The following is a 24,608-nucleotide window of genomic DNA, read 5'->3' on the forward strand; positions in this document are numbered from 1 at the left end:
GGGTGCTCACCGAGCCGAAGAACGCGCTCCTCAAGCAGTACCAGAAGATGTTCCTCATGGACGGCGTGGAGCTGGAGTTCGAGCCCGAGGCGCTGGATGCGGGTCATCACCGGGCCGAAGAAGGCGGTGCCGTCGAAGGACACCACCGGGGTGCCGACGTCGTTGCCCACGAGTTCCTCGGCGGCGCGCTGCTTGGCACGGAGGTCGTCGTCGGCGGCGTCGGTGCGGGTGGCCTCGAGGATCGGGGCGGCGTCGAGGCCGAGCTCCGCCGCGGCCTCCGTGACGACGGCTTCGTAGTCCTGGTTCCCCTCGTTGTGGATGCGCGTCCCCACGGCCGTGTACCAGTCGGACAGCAGCTCCGGGTGGTGCTCGCCGACGTGGAGGGTGGCACGGCCCGGCATGAGGCCGCGGTCCGTGTGCCGGCGGTAGTCCTCGGGCAGCTCACGGCCCTCGTTGAGCATGTAGAGGGACATCTGGTGGAAGGTGACGGAGAGGTCCCGGACCTTCTCCACCTCGAGGATCCAGCGGGAGGTGATCCACGCGAAGGGGCAGGTGGGGTCGAAGTAGAAGTCGACGACGGGGGCGGTGTTCTCGCTCATGTCCGGACCAACCCCCGCGCGGGGCCGGGCATTCCCGGCTCAGGCCGTGCGGCGGCGGCGCTTGCGCTCGACCTCGGCGGGGATGAGCAGGGGCTCGGCCTGCCCCGTGACCACGTCCCCGGAGATCACCACGGTGCCCACGTCCGTGCGCGAGGGCAGCTCGAACATCACCGGCTTGAGGACGTCCTCCATGATGGAGCGCAGCCCGCGGGCGCCGGTGCCCCGGGCCTGCGCGAGCTCCACCACCGCATCCAGCGCCTCGGGCTCGAACTCCAGCTCCACGCCGTCCATGAGGAACATCTTCTGGTACTGCTTGAGGAGCGCGTTCTTCGGCTCGGTGAGCACCCGCACGAGCTGGTCGTGGGTGAGGTCCTCCACCGTGGTGATGACGGGGAGCCGGCCGATGAACTCGGGGATCAGGCCGAACTTGAGCAGGTCCTCCGGGCGGACGTCCGCATAGGAGACCTCCCCGGAGCCCAGGTGGTTCAGCGGGGCGCCGAAGCCGATGCCCTTGCGACCGGCCCGGGATCCGATGATCTCGTCGAGGCCCGCGAAGGCGCCCGCCACGATGAACAGCACGTTGGACGTGTCGATCTGCAGGAACTCCTGGTGCGGATGCTTGCGGCCGCCCTGCGGCGGGACCGACGCCACCGTGCCCTCGAGGATCTTCAGCAGCGCCTGCTGCACGCCCTCGCCGGAGACATCCCGGGTGATGGAGGGGTTCTCCGACTTCCGGGAGATCTTGTCGATCTCGTCGATGTAGATGATGCCCTGCTCGGCGCGCTTGACGTCGTGGTCCGCGGCCTGGATCAGCTTGAGGAGGATGTTCTCCACGTCCTCGCCCACGTAGCCGGCCTCCGTGAGGGAGGTGGCGTCCGCCACGGCGAACGGCACGTTGAGCATGCGCGCGAGCGTCTGGGCCAGGTAGGTCTTGCCGGAGCCGGTAGGGCCCACCATGAGGATGTTGGACTTGCCGACCTCGACGTCCGCGAGGTCGTCCCGCTCCTCCAGGCGCTCGGCGAGGTCCCCGCCGCGGCCCTGCGGCCCGCGCACCCGCTTGTAGTGGTTGTACACGGCGACGGCGAGGGACCGCTTGGCGGCCTCCTGGCCGATCACATAGCGCTCGAGGTGCTCGAAGATCTCCCGGGGGGTGGGGAGTTCGAGCTCGTCCGTCTCCGCGGCCTCGCCGAGCTCCTCCTCGATGATCTCGTTGCAGAGCTCGATGCACTCGTCGCAGATGTACACGCCCGGGCCCGCGATGAGCTTGCGGACCTGCTTCTGGCTCTTCCCGCAGAACGAGCACTTGAGCAGGTCGGCGCTCTCTCCGATGCGCGCCATGGGGTTCTCCTCCGAGTCAGGGGCGACCGAGGGCGGCGCACAGGCGGCGTCGTCGTCGGGATGTGGATCCAGGATAAGCACAGGGCCGGACGCGTTAAGCGCGTGCGGCGGGTCGTCCCGGACGGGACGGGCCCCGCCCGCCGCGGCGCGGCGGGCGGGGCCCGGGGGCCGGAGCGGTCAGGCTCCGGTGCGGGTGATCTTGCGGGGGGCCAGCACCTCGTCCACGAGGCCGTACTCCTTGGCGCCCTGGGCGGAGAGGAACTTGTCCCGGTCGATGTCCCGGGAGACGTCCTCGGGCGTCCGGTTGGACAGGGAGGCCAGGGTCTGCTCCATCCAGACGCGCATGCGGTTGATCTCGTTCGCGTGGATCTCCAGGTCCGTGGCGGTGCCGCGGTCACCCTGCATGGCGGGCTGGTGGATGAGCACGCGGGCGTTCGGCAGCGCCAGGCGCTTGCCGGGGGCGCCGGCGGCCAGCAGTACCGCCGCCGCGGAGGCGGCCTGGCCCAGGCACACGGTCTGCACCTCGGGGCGGATGAACTGCATGGTGTCGTAGATCGCCGTCATCGCGGTGAAGGAGCCGCCGGGCGAATTGATGTAGAGCGTGATGTCGCGTTCGGAGTCCATGGCCTCCAGCACGAGCAGCTGCGCCATGATGTCGTCCGCCGAGGCGTCGTCCACCTGGGAGCCGAGGAACACGATGCGGTCCTCGAACAGCTTGGCGTAGGGGTCCTGGCGCTTGAAGCCGTACGGGGTGCGCTCCTCGAACTGCGGGAGGATGTAGCGCGCGCTCGGGGCGGCCTGGCTGGGCGTGCCGACGGGGAGGCCGGCGGGGAACTGGGTCATTCTGCTTCTCCTCGAGAGGTCTGCGGGCGGTCCGGGCGCGGGCTCAGCCCTCGACGCCGCCGCCGCCGGTCACGGACGCCGCGGACTGGGCGATGCGGTCGATGAAGCCGTACTCGAGGGCCTCCTGCGCGGTGAACCACTTGTCGCGCGCGTTGTCCTCCAGGATGGTCTCCACGGACTGGCCGGTCTGCGCGGCGGTGAGCTCGGCCATGATCTGCTTCATGTGCAGGATCAGCTGGGCCTGGATCCGGATGTCCGACTCCGTGCCGCCGATGCCGCCCGAGGGCTGGTGCATGAGGATGCGCGCGTGGGGGGTGGCGTAGCGCTTGCCCGGGGCGCCCGAGGCCAGCAGGAACTGGCCCATGGAGGCGGCGAGGCCGGTGGCGACGGTCACCACGTCGTTCGGGATGTACTGCATGGTGTCGTAGATCGCCATGCCCGCGGTGACGGAGCCGCCCGGGGAGTTGATGTACAGGTAGATGTCCTTCTCCGGGTCCTCCGCGGAGAGCAGGAGCAGCTGCGAGCAGATCGCGTTGGCGTTGTCGTCCCGCACGTCCGAGCCGAGCCAGATGATCCGGTTCTTGAGCAGCTGGTTGTAGAGGTAGTCCTCGCGCTGCGTCGGCTCCACCGACGTCATGCGGGGGGTGAGGTCCGTCATCACGGCCGCCTTCCTGTTCGGGTCAGGGTTCGGGCCCCCGACGCCCGCCTGGGGAGGCGGCGCGGACGGGTCCCGGATCGTGGTCGAGACTAGCCCGCGCGTCCCCGGCGCGGGGGCCCCCGCCGGGCCGTTTCGCTCATGGCGTGCCCCGGCGCCACCCTCGCCCCCTCACGACGACGGCGCCCCCTCCCAGCGGAAGGGGGCGCCGTCGTCGCGCGTCACGCGGAGCGGGGAGGGATCAGGCCTCCTCGGACTCCTTGGCCTCGGCCTTCTTGGCGGCCGGCTTCTTCGCGGCGGCCTTCTTGGCGGCGGCCTTCTTGGCGGGGGCCTTCTTGGCCGGCTTCTCCTCCGCCTTCTCCTCCTCGGCGGCGGCCTCGTCCTCGGCGCCGGCGGGGGTGACGAAGGCGGTGAGGTCCACGGCGTTGCCGTCGGTGTCGGTGACCACGGCGTGCTCGAGGACCTTGGCCAGGGCCTTGCGGCGACGGACCTCGCCCATGATCATCGGGATCTGGCCGGCCTGGTCCAGCATCATCGCGAACTGGTTCGGGTCCATGCCGTACTCGGCGGAGGTCGCGAAGATGTACTCGATCAGCTCGCCCTGGTCCACGGTCACGGACTCGGCCTCGGCGACCTCGTCGAGGATGACCTCGTTGGCGAAGGCCTCGCGGGTGTTCTTCTCGAGCTCCTCGCGGTGCTCCGGGGTGTCGTGCTCGTCGCCCGCGGAGTGGCCGCCCTGGGAGAAGTGCTGCTCGAGCTGCTCGGCGATGACGTTCTCGGGGACCGGCACCTCCACGAGCTTGCCCAGCTCGGCGAGGACCTTGTCGCGGGCCTCGACGCCCTGGCGGGTCTCGGCGGCCTCCGCGGCCTTCTTCTTCAGGTCCTCCTTGAGCTCGGCGATGGTGTCGAACTCGGAGGCCAGCTGGGCGAAGTCGTCGTCCGCCTCGGGGAGCTCGCGCTCCTTCACGGCCTGCAGGACGAGCTTCACGGTGGCGGTCTCGCCGTCGTGCTCGCCGCCGTTGAGGGTGGTCTCGAAGGTGGCGTCCTCGCCGGCGGACAGGCCCTCGAGGGCCTCGTCGATGCCGTCGAGCATGGTGCCGGCGCCCACCTGGTAGGACAGGCCCTGGGCCTGGTCGACCTGCTCCTCGCCGACGGTGGCGGTCAGGTCCATGGTCACGAAGTCGTCCTTCGCGGCCGGGCGGTCCACGTCCTTGAGGGTGCCGAAGCGGGAGCGCAGGGCGTCCAGCTGGGCCTGCTCGTCCTCGTCCGTGGCCTGGGCGGGCTCCACGGTGACCTCGATGCCCTTGTAGTCGGGCAGCTCGATGGTGGGGCGCACGTCGAACTCGGCGGTGAACTCCACCGGGCCCTCGGCCGCGGCCGGGGTGGCGGTGACGTCGACCTCGGGGGTGGAGATCGGGGTGACCTCGGCCTCGGCGAGGGCCTGGCCGAACCAGGTGTTCAGGCCGTCGTTCACGGCCTGGTCGACGACGGCCTCGCGGCCGAAGCGCTGCTCGATCAGGCGCGCCGGGACCTTGCCCTGACGGAAGCCGGGGACCTGCACCTGCGTGGCGATGTCCTTGTAGGCCTTGTCCAGGACGGGCTTCACCTCCTCGAACGGCACCTCGACGGTCAGCTTGACGCGGGTCGGGCTGAGGTTCTCTGCGGTGGACTTGACCACGGACGGCTCCTGTTGAACTGGTTGTCGGATTGGATCGGACGTCGAGTCGGGGTGACAGGATTTGAACCTGCGGCCTCACGCTCCCAAAGCGCGCGCTCTACCAAGCTGAGCTACACCCCGCTGCGGGAACACCGCGCGGGGGACGCCCTGCCGCGGCGCGCCGGGCACCCGAGACTCTGCCCGGGGGCAGACTGTGGAATCCTAGCGTGCCCCGCCGTCGGGGGCGAAAATCCGCCGCTGCCGACACCGCGCACCGCCCCTCAGCGGCGGCCCGTGAACCCGTCCATGGTGCGGTTCACTCCGAGGACGTCCATGACGCGGTCGAACGCCGGCACGGGCAGGGCACGCAGCGGCGCGATCAGCTGCACCGCCGGGGGCAGCACGAGGCGCTCGCGCCCGGCCTCGACGGCGTCCACCACCTGCGCGGCCACGGCCTCCGGCTCGAGGATGGGCAGCAGGGCCGGCACCTTCGTGCGGACTCCGGCGAACATGCCGGTGGAGATGTAGAAGGGGCAGACCACCAGCGAGGTCACCGGCGCGTCGGCGCGGCGCAGCTCGGCCCGCAGGGACTCGGCGAAGCCCACGGCCGCGTGCTTGGAGGCGGAGTAGTCGGTCTGCCGGGCCACGCCCACGAGACCGGCGGCCGAGGCGACGGTGACGACCGCGCCCCGACCCCGCTCGAGCATCCCGGGCAGGAGGGCGCGCGTGGTCCAGTACCCGGCCAGGGCGTTCACCTCGAACGTCCGGCGGATCCCCTCCTCCGTGGTCTCCAGCAGCGGGGTGCCGGTGACCACGCCGGCGTTGTTCACCAGCACGTCGACCGCCTCGGCGCGGGCCGCGGCGGCCTCGACGGCGGCGGTGTCCGTCACGTCCACGCATGCGGCCTCCCCGCGCGCCCCGAGGGCGGCGACCTCGGCCGCGACGGTGCGGGCGGCGGCGTCGTCCCGGTCCCAGACGTGGACGACGGCGGCGCCGCGCCGGGCGGCCTCGAGTGCCATGAGGCGGCCGATGCCGGAGCCGGCGCCGGTGATCAGGACGGCGCGGCCGGCCAGGGGCAGCGGGCGGCGCCCGCGGAGTCGGTTCAGGATGGGGGTCATGGGGAGGCCGTTCTGCCGGGACGGCGCCGGGTCCGCCGGGGAGGCGGGGGCTGCGCGCGTGCTAGGGTGGACGCCGCCGGTCCGCCGTCCAGGGGACCCGCGGGGACGTAGCTCAATGGTAGAGCCCCAGTCTTCCAAACTGGCTACGCGGGTTCGATTCCCGTCGTCCCCTCCACGAGCACCACATGCCGCAGAGCCCGGAGCGATCCGGACCCTGCGTCGTCTCCGGTTCCGTCAGTACAGGGTGCCGCCCGTGGCACCCAGGACCTCCCCCGAGACGTAGCTCGCCTCCGTGCTCGCGAGGAACACGTAGGCCGGGGCCATCTCCGCCGGCTGGCCCGGCCGGCCGAGCGGGGCGTCATGGCCGAGCACGTCCACCTGCTCGGGTGCCCGGCCCAGGCTCACCTGGATGGGGGTCCAGATGGCCCCGGGCACCACGGCGTTGACGCGGATGCCGCGCGGGGTCAGCTGCTGGGCGAGCGCCTTGGTGATGCTGACGATGGCGCCCTTGGTCCCGGCGTAGTCCACCAGGCCCGGCAACGGCGTCGTGGCCTGCGTGGACGCGGTGTTCACGATCGCTGCGCCGGCGGGCAGGTGCGGGAGCGCCTCCTGGACGATCCAGATCAGCGCGAACACGTTGATCTCAAACGTGTCGCGGACCTGCCGGGGGTCCAGCTCCGCGAGGTCGTCCACGTACCTCTGCTCGCCGGCCACGTTGGCGATCAGGTCCAGCCCGCCCAGGAACTCGACGGCGTCGCGCACGAGGGCCCGGGTGGCGGCCTCGTCGCGCAGGTCCACCTCCCGTGCGGCGTGGCGCACACCTTCGGCATCCAGGAGCTCTGTGGTGCGCGCCGCGTCCTCGGCCTCCTCCGGCAGGTGCGTGAAGACGACGTCGGCCCCCTCCCGCGCGTAGGCCAGGGCCACGGCGCGGCCGATCCCGCTGTCGCCGCCGGTGACGAGCGCGCGCCGGCCCTTCAGCCGGCCGCTGCCCACATAGGTGTCCTCGCCGCAGTCCGGCTCGGGGTCCATGCGGGCGGAGAGGCCCGGCTCCTCCTGCGTCTGGCGCTCAGGAGCGAAGCGCGGGAACTGGGTCAGCGGATCGGGAAGGTCGTGGGTGCTCATGCAGCCACGCTAGGACCGGCTCCCGGCGACGGTCGAGGGACGGAGGTCCGAGCCCCCTCGCCGGCTCAGCGCTGGCAGACGGTGCAGCGGAACAGGTTCCGCGCGGCCATCTCCTCCCGGACGATCGCGTCCTGCCCGCACACCCGGCACGGCATCCCCTGCCGCCGGTACACATAGTTCGCGTGCTCCGGCCAGGCGTCCTCGGCGGCCACGCCGGGCCGGTGCTCCGGGGCCGTGGTGACGATGCGCCCCAGGCGCACGCCATCGCGCATCAGCGCCTGCGCGTCGGCGTAGAGCGCGGCCAGGGCGTCCGCCCCCACGTCCCGGGCGGGCGTCCAGGGGTCGAGGCCGGCGCGGAAGAGGACCTCGGCCCGGTAGATGTTCCCGATGCCGCCCACCATGGACTGGTCCATGAGCACGACGCCGACCGGCCGGCCCGTGCGGGCGGCTCGGGCGACGAAGGCGGCCGGGTCGTCGTCGTTGAGAGGGTCCGGGCCGAGCTTGGAGGTGACCTCCGCGAGTTCCTGCGGGGTGAGCACCCGGCAGGTGCTGGCGCCGATCAGGTCGGCCCAGCCGTGCGCGGACCGCAGGCGAAGACGCACGGTGGGTCGGGGCGGCGGGGGCTCGGCCGCGGCGAGCGCGCCGTGGTCCTCGGTCTCGCCGATGCGCCGGGGCGCGCCGATGGAGGAGGCAGCCGCGAACACCTCGTCGCCGCCGAAGGTCATGGCCCCGTACATGCCCAGGTGCACGTTGAGCGTCAGACCGCCCTCGATGTCCGCGAAGAAGTGCTTGCCGTGCGCCCACGCGCGCTCCAGGACGCGACCGTCGAGGAGGGCGGCGCCGTCGGCGAAGCGGCCCTGGGGGCTCGACGCGGCGAGCGCCTGTCCGCCGAAGACGTCCTGCACCTGCCGGGCGAGTCGGTGGATGGAGTGGCCCTCAGGCACTCACATCAGCACCTCTCCGGTGGTCTCGTAGTGCGCGATCTTCCCGATGCGGCGCACGTGGCGCTCGTCCTCGGAGAACGGTTCGGCCAAGAACGCCTCGATGAGCTCGGTGGCCTCCTCGAGCGAGTGCTGCCGACCGCCGACGGCCACGACGTTCGCGTCGTTGTGCTCGCGGGCCAGCCGCGCCGTGTCCAGGCTCCAGGCCAGGGCGGCGCGGACGCCGGCCACCTTGTTGGCGGCGATCTGCTCGCCGTTGCCGGAGCCGCCCAGCACGATGCCGAGCGAGTCCAATCCCTGCTCGCGGTCGGCGACGACGGCGCGGGCGGCGTTGATGCAGAAGCCCGGGTAGTCGTCCTGCGCGTCGTACTCGGTGGGTCCGTGGTCCACCATCTCGTAGCCGGCGACGGTGAGGTGCTCCACCAGGTGGGCGGACAGCTCCATGCCGGCGTGGTCGGTGGCGATGTGGACGCGCATGCGCAGACTCCTCCAGAAGGACGACGGTCGGGTGGGGTCAGTCTACTGACGGCCCCACCCGATCCCCTGCGCCGGGGCGGTCCTGCTCAGATCAGCGCGACCGATCGCTCGGGCTCGCTTACCGGCATGGGCTCGGGCTCCCCGCTCGCCGTGGAGAGGAAGCCCTCCCCCGTGAAGTGGCCGTTGCGGGCGCGGAAGTCGTAGGCGTAGTCGGGCCAGATCAGCGTCAACTTGCCCGAGCGGGGGTCGACGTACCAGGAGTGGCAGCCGCCGTCCACGAGCCACACCGAGGTGGCGGCCCGCTCCTGGAGACGGTCCACGTACTCCTCCTGGGCGAGCGTTTCGGGGACCATCGTCCGGATCCCGTCGTGCTCCGCCCGGTCCAGGGCCTCCAGGATGTACGCGATCTGCGACTCGATGATGTAGACGATCGAGTTGTGCCCCAGCGAGGTGTTCGGCCCGTTGATGGCGAACAGATTCGGGAATCCCGCCACGGCCGTGGAGTCGAACGCCGCCATGCCGCTGCTCCAGTGATCGGCCAGGGAACGGCCCTCACCGTCGTGGACGCGGTCGGCGAACGGCGGCTGGGCCGCCTCGAAGCCGGTGCAGAGGACGACGACGTCGACCTCGTACCCGTGACCGCTCACGCCGAACAACCGGCTGCCCTCGACGCGGTCCAGGGCGCTGTCCTCCAGGGTGACGTTGTCCCGGGCCATGGCCGGGTAGTAGTCGTTGGAGACGAGCACGCGCTTGCAGCCCGGCAGATACCGCGGCGTGAGCCGCTCACGGAGCTCGGGGTCCGAGACCGCGGCGGCCAGGTGCCCGAGGGCCTGGGCCCGGACCTGGTCCAGTGCGGCCGGCACACCGCGGCGCTGGGCATAGCTCGACTCGGCGAACCAGAAGATGTCGTCGCGCTCGCGCTGCATGGTGTGCGGGGCGCGCTCGAACATGCGGCGCACGGCCGCGGAGTACGGCTTGACCACGCGCGGGGTGACCCACGCGGGGGTGCGCTGGAAGACGACGAGCTCGGCCGCCGTCGCCGCCAGCTCGGGGATGACCTGGATCGCGGAGGCGCCGGTGCCGACGACGGCGACACGCTTGCCCTTCAGGTCCACCGTGTGGTCCCAGCGGGCGGAATGGATGACCTCGCCCTCGAAGGCGTCGAGACCCGGGACGTCCGGCAGGCGGGGGTCGGCGAGGTGCCCGGTGCCCATGACGAGCCAGCGTCCCGTGTAGGTCCCGCGCGGGGTCCGCACCGTCCACCGCTCGGCCTCGGGGTCCCAGTGCGCTTCGAGCATGTCCGCCCCGAGACGCAGGTGCGGTGTGAGGCCCTCGTCCTCGGAGAAGCGCACGAGGTAGTCCTGGATCTCCGGGCCCGGCGTGTAGAAGCCCGACCACTGCGGGTTCGGCGCGAAGGAGAAGCTGTAGAGGTGGCTCGGGACGTCGCACGCGGCGCCCGGGTAGGTGTTGTCCCTCCAGGTCCCGCCGACCTGCTGGGCGCGGTCCAGGATGAGGAAGTCCTCGCGGCCGTGACGCCGCAGCTGGGCGCCCATGCCGAGGCCGGCGAATCCGGAGCCGATGATGAGGATCTCGGCGGACTCGTCGCGCGGTGCGGGGCGCACGTCGGTGGTGGTGGTCGTGGTGGTGGTCATGGCTGGCCCCTCTCTCAGGCGTGGGTCTCGGGGATGATCGCGCCGGCCGGGTGGCGGTCGGGCTCGCGCAGGTGCAGGTCGACGATCTGCATGAGTTCGGCCGGGCGCTCGAGGAAGAAGGCATGGCCGCTCGTCATGGTCGTCAGCCGCGCGTCGTCGATGATGCCGAGCAGCTCGTACTGGTGATGGGACGGGACCATGATGTCCTCGGCGCAGGAGACGATCAGTGTCCGCGCGATGACGGCGGAGAGCCGGTCGGCGACGTCCACGCGGGCGTTCAGGTCCATCTGCCGGGCGGTGAACTCGTCCGCGGTCAGGGAGGCGAGCGCTCCGTCGAGCATGGCCGGGGTCAGGGAGCGCAGGGCCAGCGGGGACAGGCCGCAGAAGGCCGTGTAACGGGCCAGGGCATCAGGGCTCGTGGCGTACAGGTGCCGCCAGACCTCGTTGCGCAGGCGCTGGTGGACGTCCGTCGTCGCCCAGCCGGCCACGAGCACGAGGTTCTCCACACGGCGACCGAGGTCGGCGGCCAGCTGCCCGGCGACGACGGCGCCGAGCGAGTAGCCCAGCAGGTCGAAGGCGGCGTCGGGGCCGAGGAGCTCGTCGACGGCGGCCCGCACCTGGCCGACCAGCAGGTCGACGGTCAGGTCCGCGGCGGGGTCGGCCGTCGGCGCCCAGTCCACAGCGATGACGCGCGTCCGCGTGGCCATCATCGGGAACAGGTGGCCGAAATGCGAGGCGGTCGTCCCGCCCGTGCCGTGGACCAGCACGAGAGGCCGGTCGAGCTCCCCGGGTGTCACCGAGTCGTGGCAGGTGACGGAGGCACCGTCCACGCTGACGGTGCGCGTGACGGTCGATGCGGTCAGTGGCATGGGGCTCCTCCTGGAAACCGATATGTGGACTATTGGGCCCGACACCCGCGATGTGACGCGCCCTACATTTCCCAGCATGGCGCGTTCAAGCCCAGCAATGCCAGCAGGAGCCTAGGTCGTTCAGTCCATCTAATGGAACTCGCTCTGACGCCGGAGCTGCGGCACGATGGACCGGTGACCCCTTTGACCCCGCCCACCGGCGTCCTGCCCCGTGCCGCCCTCGTGATGCGCCTGCTGCACGAGGCCGGACCCGCCGGCCTGCGGCTGAGCCAGCTCGTCCAGCGGACGGGCCTGCCCCAGCCCACCGCCCATCGACTGCTGGCCGACCTGGCGGAGGAGGGTGCCGTCACCCGGCGCGGGGCCGCCTATGCACTCGGTGATCGGTGGGGCCCCGTCGGGTTCGAACCGGTGACGCCGCGGTGCCTGGTCGAACGCGACGCCAGCCGGGCCGTGGTCCAGGCCGCCGCGGACGAGCTGGGGGACACGGTCTACCTGGCGGCACGGGCCGCGGGCGGCGTGGCCTACCTCCTGCGATGCGACGGCGACTCCCCCGTGCGCGTCTTCACCGTGGAGGTCGGCGAGGTCAAGCGGCTTGCCGCCGGGTACGCCGGCATCGCGCTCCTGGCCCCCCTGCCGCCCGAGCGCCGACGAGCAGAGGTGGACGCGGTCGTCGCCCGGCCTCCCCGCCGCTGGAACCTGACGGATGACGGAGCCCTGCACGACCTGCTGGACACCCTGCTGCGTCAGATGGACGGGCAGGGGTGGTGCGGCGGTGTACCGGTCGTGCCCGGGGTGGCCGGAGTCGCCTGTGGCGTTCCGGCGCGCACGGGAAGCATCCCCCAGGTGTCCCTCACTGCCTCGGCGGCCGAGCAGCGGATGCCGCCGGGACGCGTGCCCGAGGTGGCTGAGGTGCTGCGTGCGGCAGCGACCCGACTGGCCGAGATCGGGGGCTGAGCGCGTCGGCCAGCCCGGCCTGCCCTGCGCCGTCCACCACGCCCGGGCCAGGTGGCACACTGGGGGCCATCACCGCATCGTGGCCCCCACCACAGGGACCGCATGCCGCCATCGACCCCGACACCCAGGAGGACGCGCACCGTGACCACCGCCGCCGCCATGAACATCACCCGCGAGGAGGCCGCCGCGCGCGCCGCGGCGCTGACCGTGGAGTCCTACCAGGTCGCCCTCGACCTGACCCGCGGCGCCGAGCGCTTCGGCTCCACCACCACCGTGACCTTCTCCGCCGCCGACGAGGCCGTGGGCACGCAGACGTGGATCGACTTCGTGGCCACGCAGGCCCCCGAGGTGACGCTCAACGGCCAGGCCGTGGACGTGGCGGACTTCGACGGCGCGCGCCTGCCCATCGGACCGCTGGCGGCGGAGAACACCCTCGTGGTGGACGGCCTGGCCGACTACACGACCACCGGCGAGGGCCTGCACCGCTTCGTGGACCCCGTCGACGACGAGGTCTACCTCTACTCCCAGTTCGAGGTCCCGGACTCCCGCCGCATGTTCGCCGTGTTCGAGCAGCCCGACCTCAAGGCGACCTTCGCCTTCACCGTGACCGCCCCCGCGCACTGGGCCGTGGTGTCCAACCAGCCGGAGGCCGTCCACCGGACGCTCGGCGTCGTCGAGACCCCGGAGGCCCCGGAGGGCGTGGACGCCGCCGTGTGGGAGTTCACCCCCACCCCGCGCATCTCCTCCTACATCACCGCGCTCGTGGCGGGCCCGTACAAGTCCGTGCACTCCGAGCTCACCAGCGCCGACGGCCGCACCGTGCCGCTGGGCGTGTACTGCCGCGGCTCGCTCTTCGAGCACCTCGACGCGGACGAGGTCTTCGACCTGACCCGCCGCGGCTTCGAGTTCTTCGAGGCCCAGTACGGCCACCCCTACCCGTTCGACAAGTACGACCAGCTGTTCGTGCCCGAGTTCAACGCGGGCGCCATGGAGAACGCCGGCTGCGTGACCTTCCTGGAGTCCTACGTGTTCCGCGGCACCGTCACGGACGCCGTCCGCGAGCGCCGCGCCATCACGATCCTCCACGAGCTGGCCCACATGTGGTTCGGCGACCTGGTGACCATGAAGTGGTGGAACGACCTGTGGCTCAACGAGTCGTTCGCCGAGTTCATGTCCACGCTGGCCGCCGCGGAGAACACGCGGTACGAGGGCGCGTGGACCACGTTCTCCTCGATGGAGAAGAACTGGGCGTACCGCCAGGACCAGCTCTCCTCCACGCACCCGATCACGGCGGAGATCCGGGACCTCGACGACGTCCTCGTGAACTTCGACGGGATCACCTACGCCAAGGGTGCGTCCGTGCTGCGCCAGCTGGTGGCGTGGGTGGGCCAGGAGAACTTCATGGCCGGCGTGCGCGCGTACATCGAGAAGAACGCGTGGTCCAACACGGAGCTGCCGGACCTCATGACCGAGCTGGAGGCGGCCTCCGGGCGCGACCTCTCCGAGTGGACCCGCCTGTGGCTGGAGACCTCGGGCGTGAACACGCTGGCCGTGCAGGTGGACGCGGACGACGCCGGCACCATCACCTCCCTGCGCCTGCACCAGTCCGCCCCGGACGGCTCCCCCGCCGCCCCCGGCGACGACGTGCTGCGCCCGCACCGCATCGCCGTGGGCTTCTACGACCTCGACGAGGCGACAGGCCGACTGACCCGCACCGAGCGCTTCGAGCTCGACGCCGCCGGCGAGGTGACGGAGGTGGCGGAGGCCGCCGGGCGTCGTCGCCCGGCGCTGATCCTGCCCAACGACGACGACCTGGCCTACGCGAAGATCCGCCTGGACGACGCGTCCTGGGAGACCGCGGGCGCCCGTCTGGCGGACGTGGACTCCTCCCTGGCCCGCACCCTGCTGTGGGGTGCGGCCTGGGACACCGTGCGCGACGGCGAGGCCTCGGCCGCCTGGTTCGTGGACCTGATCCTGACGAACATCGGCCGCGAGCAGGACTCCACCGTGATCCAGACGCTGCTGCGCCAGCTGGCCACCGCGATCTCGCAGTACCTGCCGGAGGAGCGGTCCGCGCAGGTGCGCGCCGACGCGGCGAACCGCCTCTGGATGCTGGTGGAGCAGGCCGAGCCCGGCTCGGACGCGCAGCTGCAGTTCGTCAAGGCGTTCGCCCTGCACGCTCGCGAGGAGGGGCAGCTCGCCGCCCTGGCGGACGTGTGGGACCGCTCCTCCGAGCTGCCCGGCCTGGACCTGACCACGGACCTGCGCTGGGAGCTGCTCACGGCCCTGGTGGCCGCCGGCCGTGCGGGCGAGACGGAGATCGCGGCAGCCGAGACCGAGGACCCCACCGCCACCGGCGCGCTCGCCGCGGCCCAGGCCCGTGCGGCCGTGCCCACGGCCGAGGCCAAGCAGACGGCGTGGGACCAGGTGGTGGCCGGCACGCTGTCCAACACCACGCAGCGCCAGGTGCTGCTGGGCTTCCAGCGCGCCCACGACCCGGCCCTGCTGGCCCCGTTCACGGACGCGTTCTTCGGCTCCATCCAGGACGTGTGGGGCTCCCGCTCCCACGAGATGGCCGAGACCGTGGCCGTGCTCGGCTTCCCGTCCTCGCAGGTGTGCCAGGAGGTCGTGGACCGCGCCACCGCGCTCTCCGACGAGGTGCGCGGCACGAACGCGGGCCTGGCCCGCACGCTCGCCGAGTCCCGCGACGAGATGGCCCGCGCGCTGAAGGCCCGCGCGGCGGCCTGATGACCCGAGGCGGTCACCATGCACGCGGTGACCGCCTCCCCGACGTCCCGGCACCACGACTGGTGCCGGGGCTTCGGCTGCCCGGCCGCCTCGCTAGGGTGGGGCCCATGAAGCACACGTTCTCCCTGCGCGCGGAGTGGACCGGCGACCGCGGCACCGGCACCACCGGGGTCCGCGACTTCGACCGCTCCGTGGTGATCCAGGAGTCCGAGGTCGGCGAGATCCACGCCTCCGCAGCCCGCCCCTTCCGCGGCGACGCCGCCAAGTGGAACCCGGAGACGCTGCTGCTCGGCGCGCTGGCCGAGTGCCACGTCCTGTCTTATCTGCACGCCGCCGCCACCGGCGGCCTGGTGGTCACCGGCATGGCCTGCGCCGCCGAGGGCACCCTCGAGGTGGACTCCGACGGCGCCGGCCGCTTCGCCTCGATCACCCTGCGCCCCGAGGTCGGCCTCCGGGACGAGGCCGACCGTGCCCGCGCCGACGAGCTGCACGCCGAGGCGCACCGGATGTGCTTCATCGCCAACTCGATCTCCGCCCCCATCACCGTGGAGGCCGGCCCCGGGTCCTCCCCCGCCCGGGGCGACGGCGCGGCGCTGCCCGACCACTCCGCCCGCCTGGGCGCGCCGTTGGCGGTGCTGCGCCCGCGCGTCGCGAACCGACCCACTCAGGTCACCGGCCTGGCGGACCGCCCCACCGAGGCCGAGCCCGTGGTCCGCGCCGATGCACCCTCCGGCGCCGAGCAGGCCCGCGCCCGCGACGAGGCCACCGAGCGCGGCGAGCGACCGCCGTCGGCCACGCCGATCGCCACCCCGGCGCCCGGCGCCACCCCCGCCGCCAGCCCCGCGACGGCCGCACCCGGCCAGGCCACCAGCTTCTATGAGGCCGTCGGCGGGCACCCGACCTTCGAGAAGCTCGTGCACGTGTTCTACCAGGGGGTGCGCGAGGACCCTCTGCTGGCCCCGATGTACCCACACCAGGACTGGGACGGCGCCGAGGAACGCCTGCGCATGTTCCTGGAGCAGTACTGGGGCGGGCCCCGCACCTACTCGGAGCGGCGCGGCCACCCCCGCCTGCGCATGCGGCACATGCCCTTCACGGTCGACCCCGCCGCCCGCGACGCCTGGCTGCGCCACATGCGCGCCGCCGTCGACGCGGTGGAGCTGTCTCCGCTGCACGAGGCCGAGCTCTGGGACTACCTGGAGCGCGCGGCGCACTCCCTGCAGAACTCGGCGTGAGCGGGGCTCACAGGCCCAGGGGGTAGGCGCCGCCGCCGGGCTCGTCCGCGGGCCACGGGTCGGCGCCCAGGGCCACGCGGAGGGCGCTGTGGTCGGTGAGCCGCACCGGCAGCGGGGCCCCGGTCAGGGCCTCCAGCGTGCGGCGGGCGAGACCCGCCGCCGAAGGCACGACGCCGACGTCCAGCTGGACCAGATGGAGGGCGAGCTCCACGGACCACGTGCGTAGGAAGTCCGTGACGGACAGCACCTTGCCCTGGAAGCGGACCGGCCGGGGGTCCTGGAGGGCCGACGCCGGACACGCCCGCTCGGCGGCGTCCCTCAGGTGCGCCGTCGCGCCCGTGGGGCGGGCATAGGCGGAGGCGGTGCGGCGGAGCCACATGAGTCCCGGAACAGGGTCCTGCTCGTCGGCCGCGAAGGAGCTCCAGTAGGTCACGTCGTCGTGGTCGGGCGCATCGTCGGCCCGGACGCCGAGGCCTGCGGCCATCTCCTCCAGGCCGAGCCGAACGTGCACCACGAGGTCCAGACGGCTCCAGCCCCGGCAGAGCGAGGGATCGAGCAGCGCGAGGTCGTCCAGCCCGGACGCGGCCTCCGCGAACTGATGGGCCTGCTGCGCGAACCGCTCCGCCTCCCCCGCCACGCTCACACCCCGACGGCCGAGCGGCCGAGGACGAACCCGCCCGGGGTGTCCAGGCGGACCCACGGCCCCGCGGTGCTCAGCCGCGCCCGGCCGCCGGGGCGCAGGAATCCCAGGGCGTGCGCGCCGAAGGCCATGCCCGCGGGGAAGCCGATCTCGCCGCCGAGCCTCGGTCCCCACATCTGGGCGCGGACCTGGCGCACCATCGCCTCACCGGGGTCCTGCGGCAGCGCGTCGCGGATGGCCTCCGCGCCCTTGACCGCCACCTCCGCGAGCTCGTCGTCCGGCACCTCCGCCCGCACCGTCCACCCGGCCCGGGGCGGGGTCAGGGCCGTCCACGTGACCCGCTCCCGACCCGGGGGGACGGGCAGGTCCAGGGCGACGGGGGTGCCGCCGAGCATCCGGGCGGTCCGCTCGGTCACCGCGCCGAGGGAGACCACGGCGTCCAGGTCCTCGACCGCGTCCGCCGAGGTCAAGCCCACGGTGCGCAGCCCCAGGACCATCGGGACGCCGTCGCCCAGCCCGTGGGGCTGGAGCACCGAGACCCACTGGGCGAGCATCGGCGTCCGGCGGGGGCCGGTCTCCGGCACCACGTGCAGGCGCATGCCGGTGTCCGCCACTCGGCGGGCGCGTGTGGCGAACTGGTCCAGGTCGCGGACGGCGCGCTCGTCGGTCAGGCGCAGGACGGGGACGGCGGCGCGGGCGGCGTCACGCGCGTCGCGGCGGGAGGAGGGCTGATCGGGCATGCCACGATTGTCCCAGGTCCGCTCGCGCGCCGCGGCGGAGCCCGCACCACACCCCCAGGAGGATCCCCATGAGCCCGAAGCCCCCGGCCCGTCCCGCCACCGCGCCGCAGGATCCCACCGAGGCGCTGCGCGGGCTCCTGGACCTCACCGACGCCGGACCCGACCCCGTCACCGGCGAGCCCCGGTTCGAGGGCCACACCCCCGCGCAGGTGGGCCCCCGCGTGTTCGGCGGCCAGGTGCTGGGCCAGGCCCTCGCCGCCGCCACCCGCACCGTGCCGGCCGCCCGTTCCGCCCACTCGCTCCACGGCTACTTCATCCGCCCCGGGGACGCCCTGCAGCCCATCACGTTCACCGTCGAGACGCTGCGGGACGGCCGCTCCTTCTCCGTCCGCCGGGTCCTGGCCTCCCAGAACGAGAAGGCCATCCTCGCCCTGACCTGCTCCTTCCAGGAGCCCACCGGCAGCGCGCTGGACCACCAGGTGGCCATGCCGGAGGGAGTGCCCCGGCCCGAGGACCTGCCCACCACGGCGGACGTGCTGGGCGGCATCAACCACCCCGTGGCCCAGGAGTGGGCCTGGTCCCGGCCGTTCGACATCCGCCACGTCACCCCGGCCATCTATGTGGACCCGGCCGCGGAGACCGAGAACCGCAACATGGTGTGGATGAAGACCTTCACGCCCCTGGCGGACGACCCCGCGCTGCACCTGGCGGCGCTCACCTACGCCTCGGACTACACGCTCCTCGAGCCGATCCTGCGGCAGCACGGCGTCGCCTGGATCCAGCCCGGCATGTCGGTGGCCTCCCTCGACCACGCGATGTGGTTCCACCGCCCGGCCCGCGTGGACGAGTGGCTGCTCTACGTGCAGGACTCCCCCACCGCCCAGGGTGCCCGCGGCCTGGGCCGCGGCCACGTGTTCACGCGCGACGGGGAGCTCGTGGCCACCGTCGCCCAAGAGGGCATGATCCGCCTCCCCGAGGGGCACGCCGCCACCGCCGCGAAGGCGAAGAACGTCGCCCAGCGGGCCGCGATGAAGACCGTCCTGCGGCGCACCTGGCGCGGCTGACGTCCGGTCCCCGACCGCCGCCGGGCCCGGCGATCCTTGCCACGGGCGGGCGTCGCCGTCGTACGTTCTTCCTCATGACCGAGCAGACCCCCGCCCCCGCACCCGGCGTGGACTCCGTGTCCACGGGCGTGCACCGCGAGCCCTTCTCCGCCGTCGGACCCTGGAAGGACGACCCCGCCGCCGCCGGCCAGGTGGTCTTCACGTCCGTCCACTCCGGGCACGCCCTGCGCCCGGAGGTGGCCGAGCGGATGGTCCTGGCCGAGGCCGACCGGTTCCGCGAGGAGGACCCGTTCACGGACGCGATCGGGGCGGGCGTGGGCTCCGGCCTGGTGATGCACCGCTCGCGCTTCGAGGTCGACCTCAACCGCCCCCGCGCCACGAGCGTCTACACGTCCCCCGAGCAGTCCTGGGGGCTGGACGTGTGGCGCGGCGGCCGCCTGGACGAGGACGTCGCCGAGCGCAGCCGGCAGGTCCACGACGCCTGGTACGCCGAGCTCGGCCGCCGCCTGGACGTGCTCGCCGGCCGCGGCCCCTACGTCGTGTTCGACGTCCACTCCTACAACCACCGCCGCGACGGCGCGAAGGCTGCGCCCGCCCCGCAGGAGCAGAATCCGGACGTGAACGTCGGCACCGGCTCCGTGGACCGTGAGCCCTGGGCCCCGGTGGTGGACGGCTTCATGGACTCCATGGCCCGCCCCCTGGTGGCTGGGCTCGGGCGCCGCCTGGATGTCCGGGAGAACGTGAAGTTCTGGGGCCAGAACGAGGCCCGCTGGGCGCACCGCCGTCACCCGGACCAGGCCTGCGTCCTGGCCTTGGAGTTCAAGAAGGAGTTCATGGACGAGTGGACCGGCCAGCCCGACGCCGCCGTGGTCCGCGAGCTCTCCGCCGCCCTGGCGGACGCGGCCGACGCCGTCGCGCAGGCCCTCGCCGACGTGAAGGTGCCGACGCCGTGACCGGGAACGCCGGCAGGACCGCGACGGAGGACACCCACGGCACCATGCCCGCCGAGCATGCCGCGCACGACGACGACGGCGGGGTCACCCCGGGGGTGCGCGGCACCTCCCGCGTGGTCGCCTCCCGCATGCTGTCCCGGTGGAGCGGCGAGCACCCCGGCGGGGGGCTGTCCCTGGCCGACCGCGCCGTCGACCACGAGCTCGGCATGCTCGCCTCGACGTTCCGCTTCCTGCTGGACGTCACGCCCACGAACGTCGAGTCCGCGCGTCGGGCCTTCCTGGAGCGGGACGAGCTGGAGCCCTTCGCCTACCGCCGCCTCGAGGACGACCCCGAGGTGCTGCGTCAGGTCCTCTACGACATCCCCGTCCAGGACGTGGAGGACCCCGTGCTCGGCACCCTGCTGCGCAACAAGGAGCGGGAGATCGACCTCCAGCTGGAGATGCTGCAGGCCCGGGACACGTCCGACTTCATGCCCCTGAGCATCGAGCTCTACGGCGCCATCACGCCCGCCCTCCGGGAGACCGCGGAGCACATCCTCGACCAGGTCCCCGTCCCCGAGCCGGACGCCGACGAGGCCGTCGACGCCCCGACGTTCCTGGCCCTGGCGCGGGAGGAGATCGAGCGCTACCGGGACCAGGACGCGGACATCGAGGCGCATGCCGAGATCCGCCGCGACGTCTCCGGGGTCATGGTCTCCGGCGACACGCTGCTGGTGGGCCCGGAGTCCACGGTCCAGCGCCGCCGCGCCGACGCCCTCGTCCAGCACGAGGTGGGCACCCACCTCGTCACCCACGTCAACGGCTCCGCGCAGCCGATCGCCTGCCTCGCCACGGGCCTCGCCGGCTACGACGAGACGCAGGAGGGCCTGGCCGTGCTCGCCGAGATCGCCGCCGGGCAGCTCACCGCATTCCGGCTGCGCCAGCTCGCCGCCCGCGTGGTCACCGTGCACCGCATGGTGGCCGGGGCCGACTTCCGCGAGTGTCACCGCGCGCTCGTGGACGACGGCATCCCGGCGTCGTCGGCGTTCACCACGGTGATGCGCGCCTTCCGCTCCGGCGGCATGACGAAGGACGCCGTGTACCTGCGCGGCCTGCTGGACCTGGTGGACCACGTCCAGCGCGGCAACGAGCTGGACCTGTTCCTGCTCGGCAAGTTCTCCCTGGCGGACCTGCCGCTGCTGGAGGACCTGCGCACGCGTGGCATCCTGCGCCCCGCACGCATCCGGTCCCGCTGGCTCACCGACCCCGTCCACCTGGCCCGCCTGCGGGCCCTCGCGGACGTCACCGATCCGGCGGCCCTCGTGAACGCCTGACCACGGCAGACGCCTGACCCCGCCGGCCGCGGCACCACGCCGCCCGCCCCTCCACCCCCCGACACCCCTGGGAGAGACATGAAGATCGGATTCGTCGTCAACGACGTCGCCACGGAGAAGCCCGTCTACACCACCACCCGCCTGGCCATGGCCGCGCTGCAGGCCGGGCACGAGGCATACCTCGTCGGCGCGGGCGACGTCGCTTACGAGCCGGACGGCTCGCTGTCCGTGCTGGCCCACGGCACGCAGAAGAAGCACCGCTCCCTGGAGCGCCTGCTCGAGGAGGTCCAGGACCCCGCCAACGCCGCCCAGATGCCCGTCGACGAGCTGGACGTCGTCATGCTGCGCAACGACCCCGCCGACGACGCCACCGAGCGCCCCTGGGCGCCGACCGCCGCGGTGTCCTTCGGGCAGCTCATCGCCGCAGCCGGCGTGCTCGTGGTCAACGACCCGCACACCCTCGCCAACGCGCTCTCCAAGGCGTACTTCCAGCACTTCCCCGAACTGGTGCGCCCCACCACGCTGATCTCTCGGGACGAGGCCCTGATCTCCGAGTTCATCGACGAGCGCGGCGGCAAGGCGGTCCTGAAGCCGCTGCAGGGCTCGGGCGGGTCCGGCGTGTTCCTGGTGGACCGGAAGGAGTCCCCGAACCTCTCCCAGATCGTGGAGGCCATCGCCCGCGACGGCTACGTGGTGGCCCAGGAGTACCTGCCGGAGGCGAAGAACGGCGACGTGCGCATGTTCGTCATGAACGGCCGCCCGCTCGAGGTGGACGGCCGGATCGCCGCGTTCCGCCGCCGGTCCTCCTCCGACGATGTGCGCTCCAACATGTCCGCCGGCGGCACCGCCGAGAAGGTGGACGTCACCGACGAGATGCTGGCGCTGGTGGAGGCGGTGCGCCCCAAGCTCCTGGCCGACGGCATGTTCCTGGTGGGCCTGGACATCGTCGGCGACAAGCTCATGGAGGTGAACGTCTTCTCCCCCGGCGGCCTGGGCTCGTGCCAGTCCCTCTACGGTGTGGACTTCGCCCCCGCGATCATCCAGGACCTGGAGCGCAAGGTCGCCACCAAGGACCACTACCTGGGACGGATCGACAACACGCGCCTCGCCGCCCTCTGAGGGGTCGGACCGGGGACGACGCCGGCCGGCGTCGTCCCCGGTCCGTGAGGATCCGGTGGGAGGCGTCAGTCGCGGGTGAGCTTGCGGTGCGTGACGCGGTGCGGACGCGCGGCCTCCGGGCCGAGGCGCTCCACCTTGTTGGCCTCGTAGGACTCGAAGTTGCCCTCGTACCAGTACCAGTTGGCGGGGTTCTCCTCGGTGCCCTCGTACGCCAGCATGTGCGTGGCGGTGCGGTCCAGGAACCAGCGGTCGTGGGAGACCACGACGGCGCAGCCCGGGAACTCGAGCAGGGCGTTCTCCAGGGAGGTGAGCGTCTCCACGTCGAGGTCGTTGGTGGGCTCGTCGAGGAGGAGCAGGTTGCCGCCCTCCTTGAGGGTCAGCGCCAGGTTCAGGCGGTTGCGCTCACCGCCGGAGAGCACGCCGGCCTTCTTCTGCTGGTCCGGGCCCTTGAAGCCGAACGCGGAGACGTAGGCGCGGGACGGCATCTCGACGTTGCCGACCTTGATGTAGTCCAGGCCGTCGGAGACGACCTCCCACAGCGACTTCTCCGGGTCGATGTTGGTGCGGTTCTGGTCGACGTACGAGATCTTCACGGTCTCGCCGATCTTGAGGTCGCCGCCGTCCAGGGGCTCCAGGCCCACGATGGTCTTGAACAGGGTCGTCTTGCCCACGCCGTTCGGGCCGATCACGCCGACGATGCCGTTGCGCGGCAGCGAGAAGGACAGGCCGTCGATCAGCGTGCGCCCGTCGAAGCCCTTCTGCAGGTTCGTGGCCTCGATGACGACGTTGCCCAGGCGCGGTCCCGGCGGGATCTGGATCTCCTCGAAGTCCAGCTTGCGGGTCTTCTCCGCCTCGGCCGCCATCTCCTCGTAGCGGGCCAGGCGGGCCTTCGACTTGGCCTGGCGGCCCTTGGCGTTGGAGCGCACCCAGTCGAGCTCCTCGGCGAGGCGCTTGGCGAGCTTGGCGTCTTTCTTGCCCTGGATCTCCAGGCGCTGGCGCTTGGTCTCCAGGTAGGTGGAGTAGTTGCCCTCGTAGGGGTAGAGGCGGCCGCGGTCGACCTCGCAGATCCAGCCCGCGACGTGGTCGAGGAAGTAGCGGTCGTGGGTGACCGCGACGACGGCGCCCGGGTAGGAGGACAGGTGCTGCTCGAGCCACAGCACGGACTCGGCGTCCAGGTGGTTGGTGGGCTCGTCGAGGAGCAGCAGGTCGGGCTTGCTCAGCAGCAGCGCGCACAGGGCCACGCGGCGCTTCTCGCCGCCGGACAGGTGCGAGACCTGGGCCTCGGGCGGCGGGCAGCGCAGGGCGTCCATCGCCTGGTCCAGCTGGGAGTCGAGGTCCCACGCGTCGGCCGCGTCGATCTCGGTCTGCAGCTGGCCCATCTCCTCCATGAGCGCGTCGAAGTCCGCGTCCGGGTCGGCCATCTCCTCGGAGATCGCGTTGTAGCGCTGGATCTTGCCGTAGATCTCGCCGACGCCCTGCTGGACGTTCTCGAGCACGGTCTTGTCCTCGTCCAGCTTCGGCTCCTGGAGCAGGATGCCCACGGAGTAGCCGGGCGAGAGCCGGGCCTCACCGTTCGAGGGCTCGTCCAGGCCGGCCATGATCTTGAGGATCGTCGACTTGCCGGCGCCGTTGGGGCCGACCATGCCGATCTTGGCCCCGGGGAAGAACGACATGGTGACGTCGTCGAGGATCAGTTTGTCGCCCACCTTCTTGCGGGCCTTGACCATCGTGTAGATGAATTCCGCCATGCGCTCCAGGCTAGTGGGTGGGGGCGGGAATCGACTCATCCGGCCCTCGGGGCCGGATGAGTCCTCCCGGGGCGCCCGCTCAGGCGACCGCGAGTGCCCCCGCGGCCTCGTGCGCGTCCTCCGCCGACGACGCCGGGGCGTCGCCCCCGGTGAACGCGGGCGGCAGCGCGAGGCCGAACCCGTCCGCCGGGGCGGCGTCCAGGGAGGCGCCGGCGTCGGCGTCCACCGGGGCGTCCGCGCGCTCGACGGCGTCCGCGCGGCGCCCGTTGCGCATGAACGCGGAGGCCCCGTACGCCAGGTCGAGGCCGACGGCGTCCGCCACGACGTCCACGGAGGTGCCGGAGCGGTCCTCGGTGGACCAGTCCCGCACGCGGAGGCGGCCGGTGACGATCACGGGGTTGCCCTTCTTCACGGACTGGGCGGTGTTGGAGCCGAGCTGACCGAACGCGGAGACGCTGTACCAGTTGGTGTGGGCGTCGACCCACATGCCGGCGTCGCGGTCGAAGCGCCGCTCCGTGCTGGCCAGGCGGAAGCCCACCACGGCGGCGCCGGAGGCGGTGTGGCGGGTGGTGGGATCCGTGGCGACGAAGCCGCGGATGGTGACGGTGTCCTGCATGGGTCCCCCTCGGGTGTCGGGCCGGCGGTCCGGGGGGCGCCCCCCCCCGGGCCCCGCCCCCCCCCCCCCCCCCCCCCCCGGGGGGCGGCCGGCGCGCCCCCCCCCCCCCCCCCCCCGGGGGGGGGGGGGCGCCCCCCCCCCCCCCCCCCCGCCCCCCCCCCCCCCCCCCCCCCCCCCCCCCCCCCCCCCCCCCCCCCCCCCCCCCCC

21 protein-coding genes, 2 tRNA genes and 2 pseudogenes are annotated in these 24,608 nt (G+C 72.7%); 9 read left to right on the plus strand and 16 right to left on the minus strand.

What is annotated here, in order from left to right; all coding sequences use genetic code 11:
* Positions 1-173: 173 nt before the first annotated feature.
* The 7 genes and pseudogenes from MHY29_RS04490 to MHY29_RS04520 form a co-directional block, all read right to left on the minus strand.
* Positions 174-599: pseudogene (locus MHY29_RS04490) on the minus strand (disulfide bond formation protein DsbA); the annotation flags it as partial.
* Positions 600-638: 39 nt separating this feature from the next.
* On the minus strand, positions 639-1,937 hold the full coding sequence (gene clpX / locus MHY29_RS04495) for an ATP-dependent Clp protease ATP-binding subunit ClpX (RefSeq protein ID WP_224355080.1): 1,299 nt from the start codon (positions 1,935-1,937) through the stop codon (positions 639-641).
* Positions 1,938-2,114: 177 nt separating this feature from the next.
* Complete coding sequence (locus MHY29_RS04500) at positions 2,115-2,780, minus strand: ATP-dependent Clp protease proteolytic subunit (RefSeq protein ID WP_239238404.1); 666 nt, start codon at positions 2,778-2,780, stop codon at positions 2,115-2,117.
* Between the two features lie 43 nt (positions 2,781-2,823).
* Positions 2,824-3,438, minus strand: a complete 615-nt coding sequence (locus tag MHY29_RS04505; RefSeq protein WP_224355082.1) for a ClpP family protease — start codon at positions 3,436-3,438, stop codon at positions 2,824-2,826.
* Between the two features lie 238 nt (positions 3,439-3,676).
* Entirely contained in the window at positions 3,677-5,113 is a 1,437-nt protein-coding gene (tig, locus tag MHY29_RS04510; protein ID WP_239238405.1) for a trigger factor, read from the minus strand.
* A 46-nt stretch (positions 5,114-5,159) separates the two neighbouring features.
* Positions 5,160-5,233, minus strand: a tRNA-Pro gene (locus MHY29_RS04515).
* 140 nt (positions 5,234-5,373) lie between these two features.
* Positions 5,374-6,210 carry an SDR family oxidoreductase gene (locus MHY29_RS04520; RefSeq protein WP_239238406.1) on the minus strand — a complete coding sequence of 279 codons (837 nt, stop codon included), beginning with the start codon at positions 6,208-6,210 and terminating at the stop codon, positions 5,374-5,376.
* 101 nt (positions 6,211-6,311) lie between these two features.
* Between MHY29_RS04520 and MHY29_RS04525 the strand changes: the two genes are divergently transcribed.
* A tRNA-Gly gene (locus tag MHY29_RS04525) sits at positions 6,312-6,385 on the plus strand.
* A 59-nt stretch (positions 6,386-6,444) separates the two neighbouring features.
* Here MHY29_RS04525 and MHY29_RS04530 read toward each other — a convergent pair.
* From MHY29_RS04530 to MHY29_RS04550, 5 genes are all read right to left on the minus strand, one after another.
* Positions 6,445-7,332, minus strand: coding sequence for an SDR family oxidoreductase (locus MHY29_RS04530; protein WP_239238407.1), 888 nt, complete (start codon positions 7,330-7,332; stop codon positions 6,445-6,447).
* A 65-nt stretch (positions 7,333-7,397) separates the two neighbouring features.
* Positions 7,398-8,276, minus strand: coding sequence for a DNA-formamidopyrimidine glycosylase family protein (locus MHY29_RS04535; protein ID WP_239238408.1), 879 nt, complete (start codon positions 8,274-8,276; stop codon positions 7,398-7,400).
* Positions 8,277-8,750 (minus strand): ribose-5-phosphate isomerase, encoded by a 474-nt coding sequence (locus MHY29_RS04540; protein WP_239238409.1) that lies wholly within the window; start codon positions 8,748-8,750, stop codon positions 8,277-8,279. It abuts the gene before it with no gap.
* 86 nt (positions 8,751-8,836) lie between these two features.
* On the minus strand, positions 8,837-10,402 hold the full coding sequence (locus MHY29_RS04545; RefSeq protein ID WP_239238410.1) for an NAD(P)/FAD-dependent oxidoreductase: 1,566 nt from the start codon (positions 10,400-10,402) through the stop codon (positions 8,837-8,839).
* A gap of 14 nt (positions 10,403-10,416) precedes the next feature.
* Positions 10,417-11,271 carry an alpha/beta fold hydrolase gene (locus MHY29_RS04550; protein WP_239238411.1) on the minus strand — a complete coding sequence of 285 codons (855 nt, stop codon included), beginning with the start codon at positions 11,269-11,271 and terminating at the stop codon, positions 10,417-10,419.
* 174 nt (positions 11,272-11,445) lie between these two features.
* Here MHY29_RS04550 and MHY29_RS04555 point away from each other — a divergent pair, with 174 nt between their 5' ends.
* The 4 genes and pseudogenes from MHY29_RS04555 (at position 11,446) to MHY29_RS04570 (ending at position 16,208) form a co-directional block, all read left to right on the plus strand.
* On the plus strand, positions 11,446-12,225 hold the full coding sequence (locus tag MHY29_RS04555) for a helix-turn-helix domain-containing protein (RefSeq protein ID WP_239238413.1): 780 nt from the start codon (positions 11,446-11,448) through the stop codon (positions 12,223-12,225).
* 159 nt (positions 12,226-12,384) lie between these two features.
* Positions 12,385-14,973, plus strand: coding sequence for an aminopeptidase N (pepN, locus tag MHY29_RS04560; protein ID WP_255718551.1), 2,589 nt, complete (start codon positions 12,385-12,387; stop codon positions 14,971-14,973).
* A 107-nt stretch (positions 14,974-15,080) separates the two neighbouring features.
* Positions 15,081-15,512 (plus strand): annotated as a pseudogene (locus tag MHY29_RS04565) (OsmC family protein); the annotation flags it as partial.
* A 261-nt stretch (positions 15,513-15,773) separates the two neighbouring features.
* A complete protein-coding gene (locus MHY29_RS04570) occupies positions 15,774-16,208 on the plus strand; it encodes a globin (protein WP_224356826.1) in 435 nt (144 codons plus the stop codon).
* Between the two features lie 7 nt (positions 16,209-16,215).
* On the opposite strand, the gene MHY29_RS04575 is transcribed toward MHY29_RS04570, so the two are convergent.
* Together MHY29_RS04575 and MHY29_RS04580 are read right to left on the minus strand one after the other, a co-directional pair.
* On the minus strand, positions 16,216-16,851 hold the full coding sequence (locus tag MHY29_RS04575; protein WP_239238415.1) for a maleylpyruvate isomerase N-terminal domain-containing protein: 636 nt from the start codon (positions 16,849-16,851) through the stop codon (positions 16,216-16,218).
* Positions 16,848-17,588: a hypothetical protein gene (locus MHY29_RS04580; protein ID WP_239238416.1), complete on the minus strand. Its 741-nt coding sequence runs from the start codon at positions 17,586-17,588 to the stop codon at positions 16,848-16,850. Before MHY29_RS04580 ends, MHY29_RS04575 begins: the two co-directional genes overlap by 4 nt.
* A 68-nt stretch (positions 17,589-17,656) precedes the next feature.
* Here MHY29_RS04580 and MHY29_RS04585 point away from each other — a divergent pair, with 68 nt between their 5' ends.
* From MHY29_RS04585 to MHY29_RS04600, 4 genes are all read left to right on the plus strand, one after another.
* A complete protein-coding gene (locus MHY29_RS04585; RefSeq protein WP_239238418.1) occupies positions 17,657-18,652 on the plus strand; it encodes an acyl-CoA thioesterase II in 996 nt (331 codons plus the stop codon).
* 74 nt (positions 18,653-18,726) lie between these two features.
* Positions 18,727-19,605: an N-formylglutamate amidohydrolase gene (locus MHY29_RS04590; protein WP_239238420.1), complete on the plus strand. Its 879-nt coding sequence runs from the start codon at positions 18,727-18,729 to the stop codon at positions 19,603-19,605.
* Positions 19,602-20,918, plus strand: a complete 1,317-nt coding sequence (locus tag MHY29_RS04595; RefSeq protein ID WP_224355092.1) for a flavohemoglobin expression-modulating QEGLA motif protein — start codon at positions 19,602-19,604, stop codon at positions 20,916-20,918. The genes MHY29_RS04590 and MHY29_RS04595 overlap by 4 nt, the downstream gene beginning before the upstream one ends.
* Positions 20,919-20,996: 78 nt before the next feature.
* A complete protein-coding gene (locus tag MHY29_RS04600) occupies positions 20,997-22,037 on the plus strand; it encodes a glutathione synthetase (RefSeq protein WP_224355093.1) in 1,041 nt (346 codons plus the stop codon).
* Positions 22,038-22,102: 65 nt separating this feature from the next.
* Here the strand turns inward: MHY29_RS04600 and ettA are convergent, their stop codons facing one another.
* Positions 22,103-23,785: an energy-dependent translational throttle protein EttA gene (gene ettA / locus MHY29_RS04605; RefSeq protein ID WP_224355094.1), complete on the minus strand. Its 1,683-nt coding sequence runs from the start codon at positions 23,783-23,785 to the stop codon at positions 22,103-22,105.
* 79 nt (positions 23,786-23,864) lie between these two features.
* On the minus strand, positions 23,865-24,401 hold the full coding sequence (locus tag MHY29_RS04610; protein ID WP_224355095.1) for a single-stranded DNA-binding protein: 537 nt from the start codon (positions 24,399-24,401) through the stop codon (positions 23,865-23,867).
* Positions 24,402-24,608: the final 207 nt, after the last annotated feature.

Source organism: Micrococcus sp. ACRRV (assembly GCF_022346985.1).
Classification (GTDB): Bacteria; Actinomycetota; Actinomycetes; order Actinomycetales; family Micrococcaceae; genus Micrococcus; species Micrococcus porci.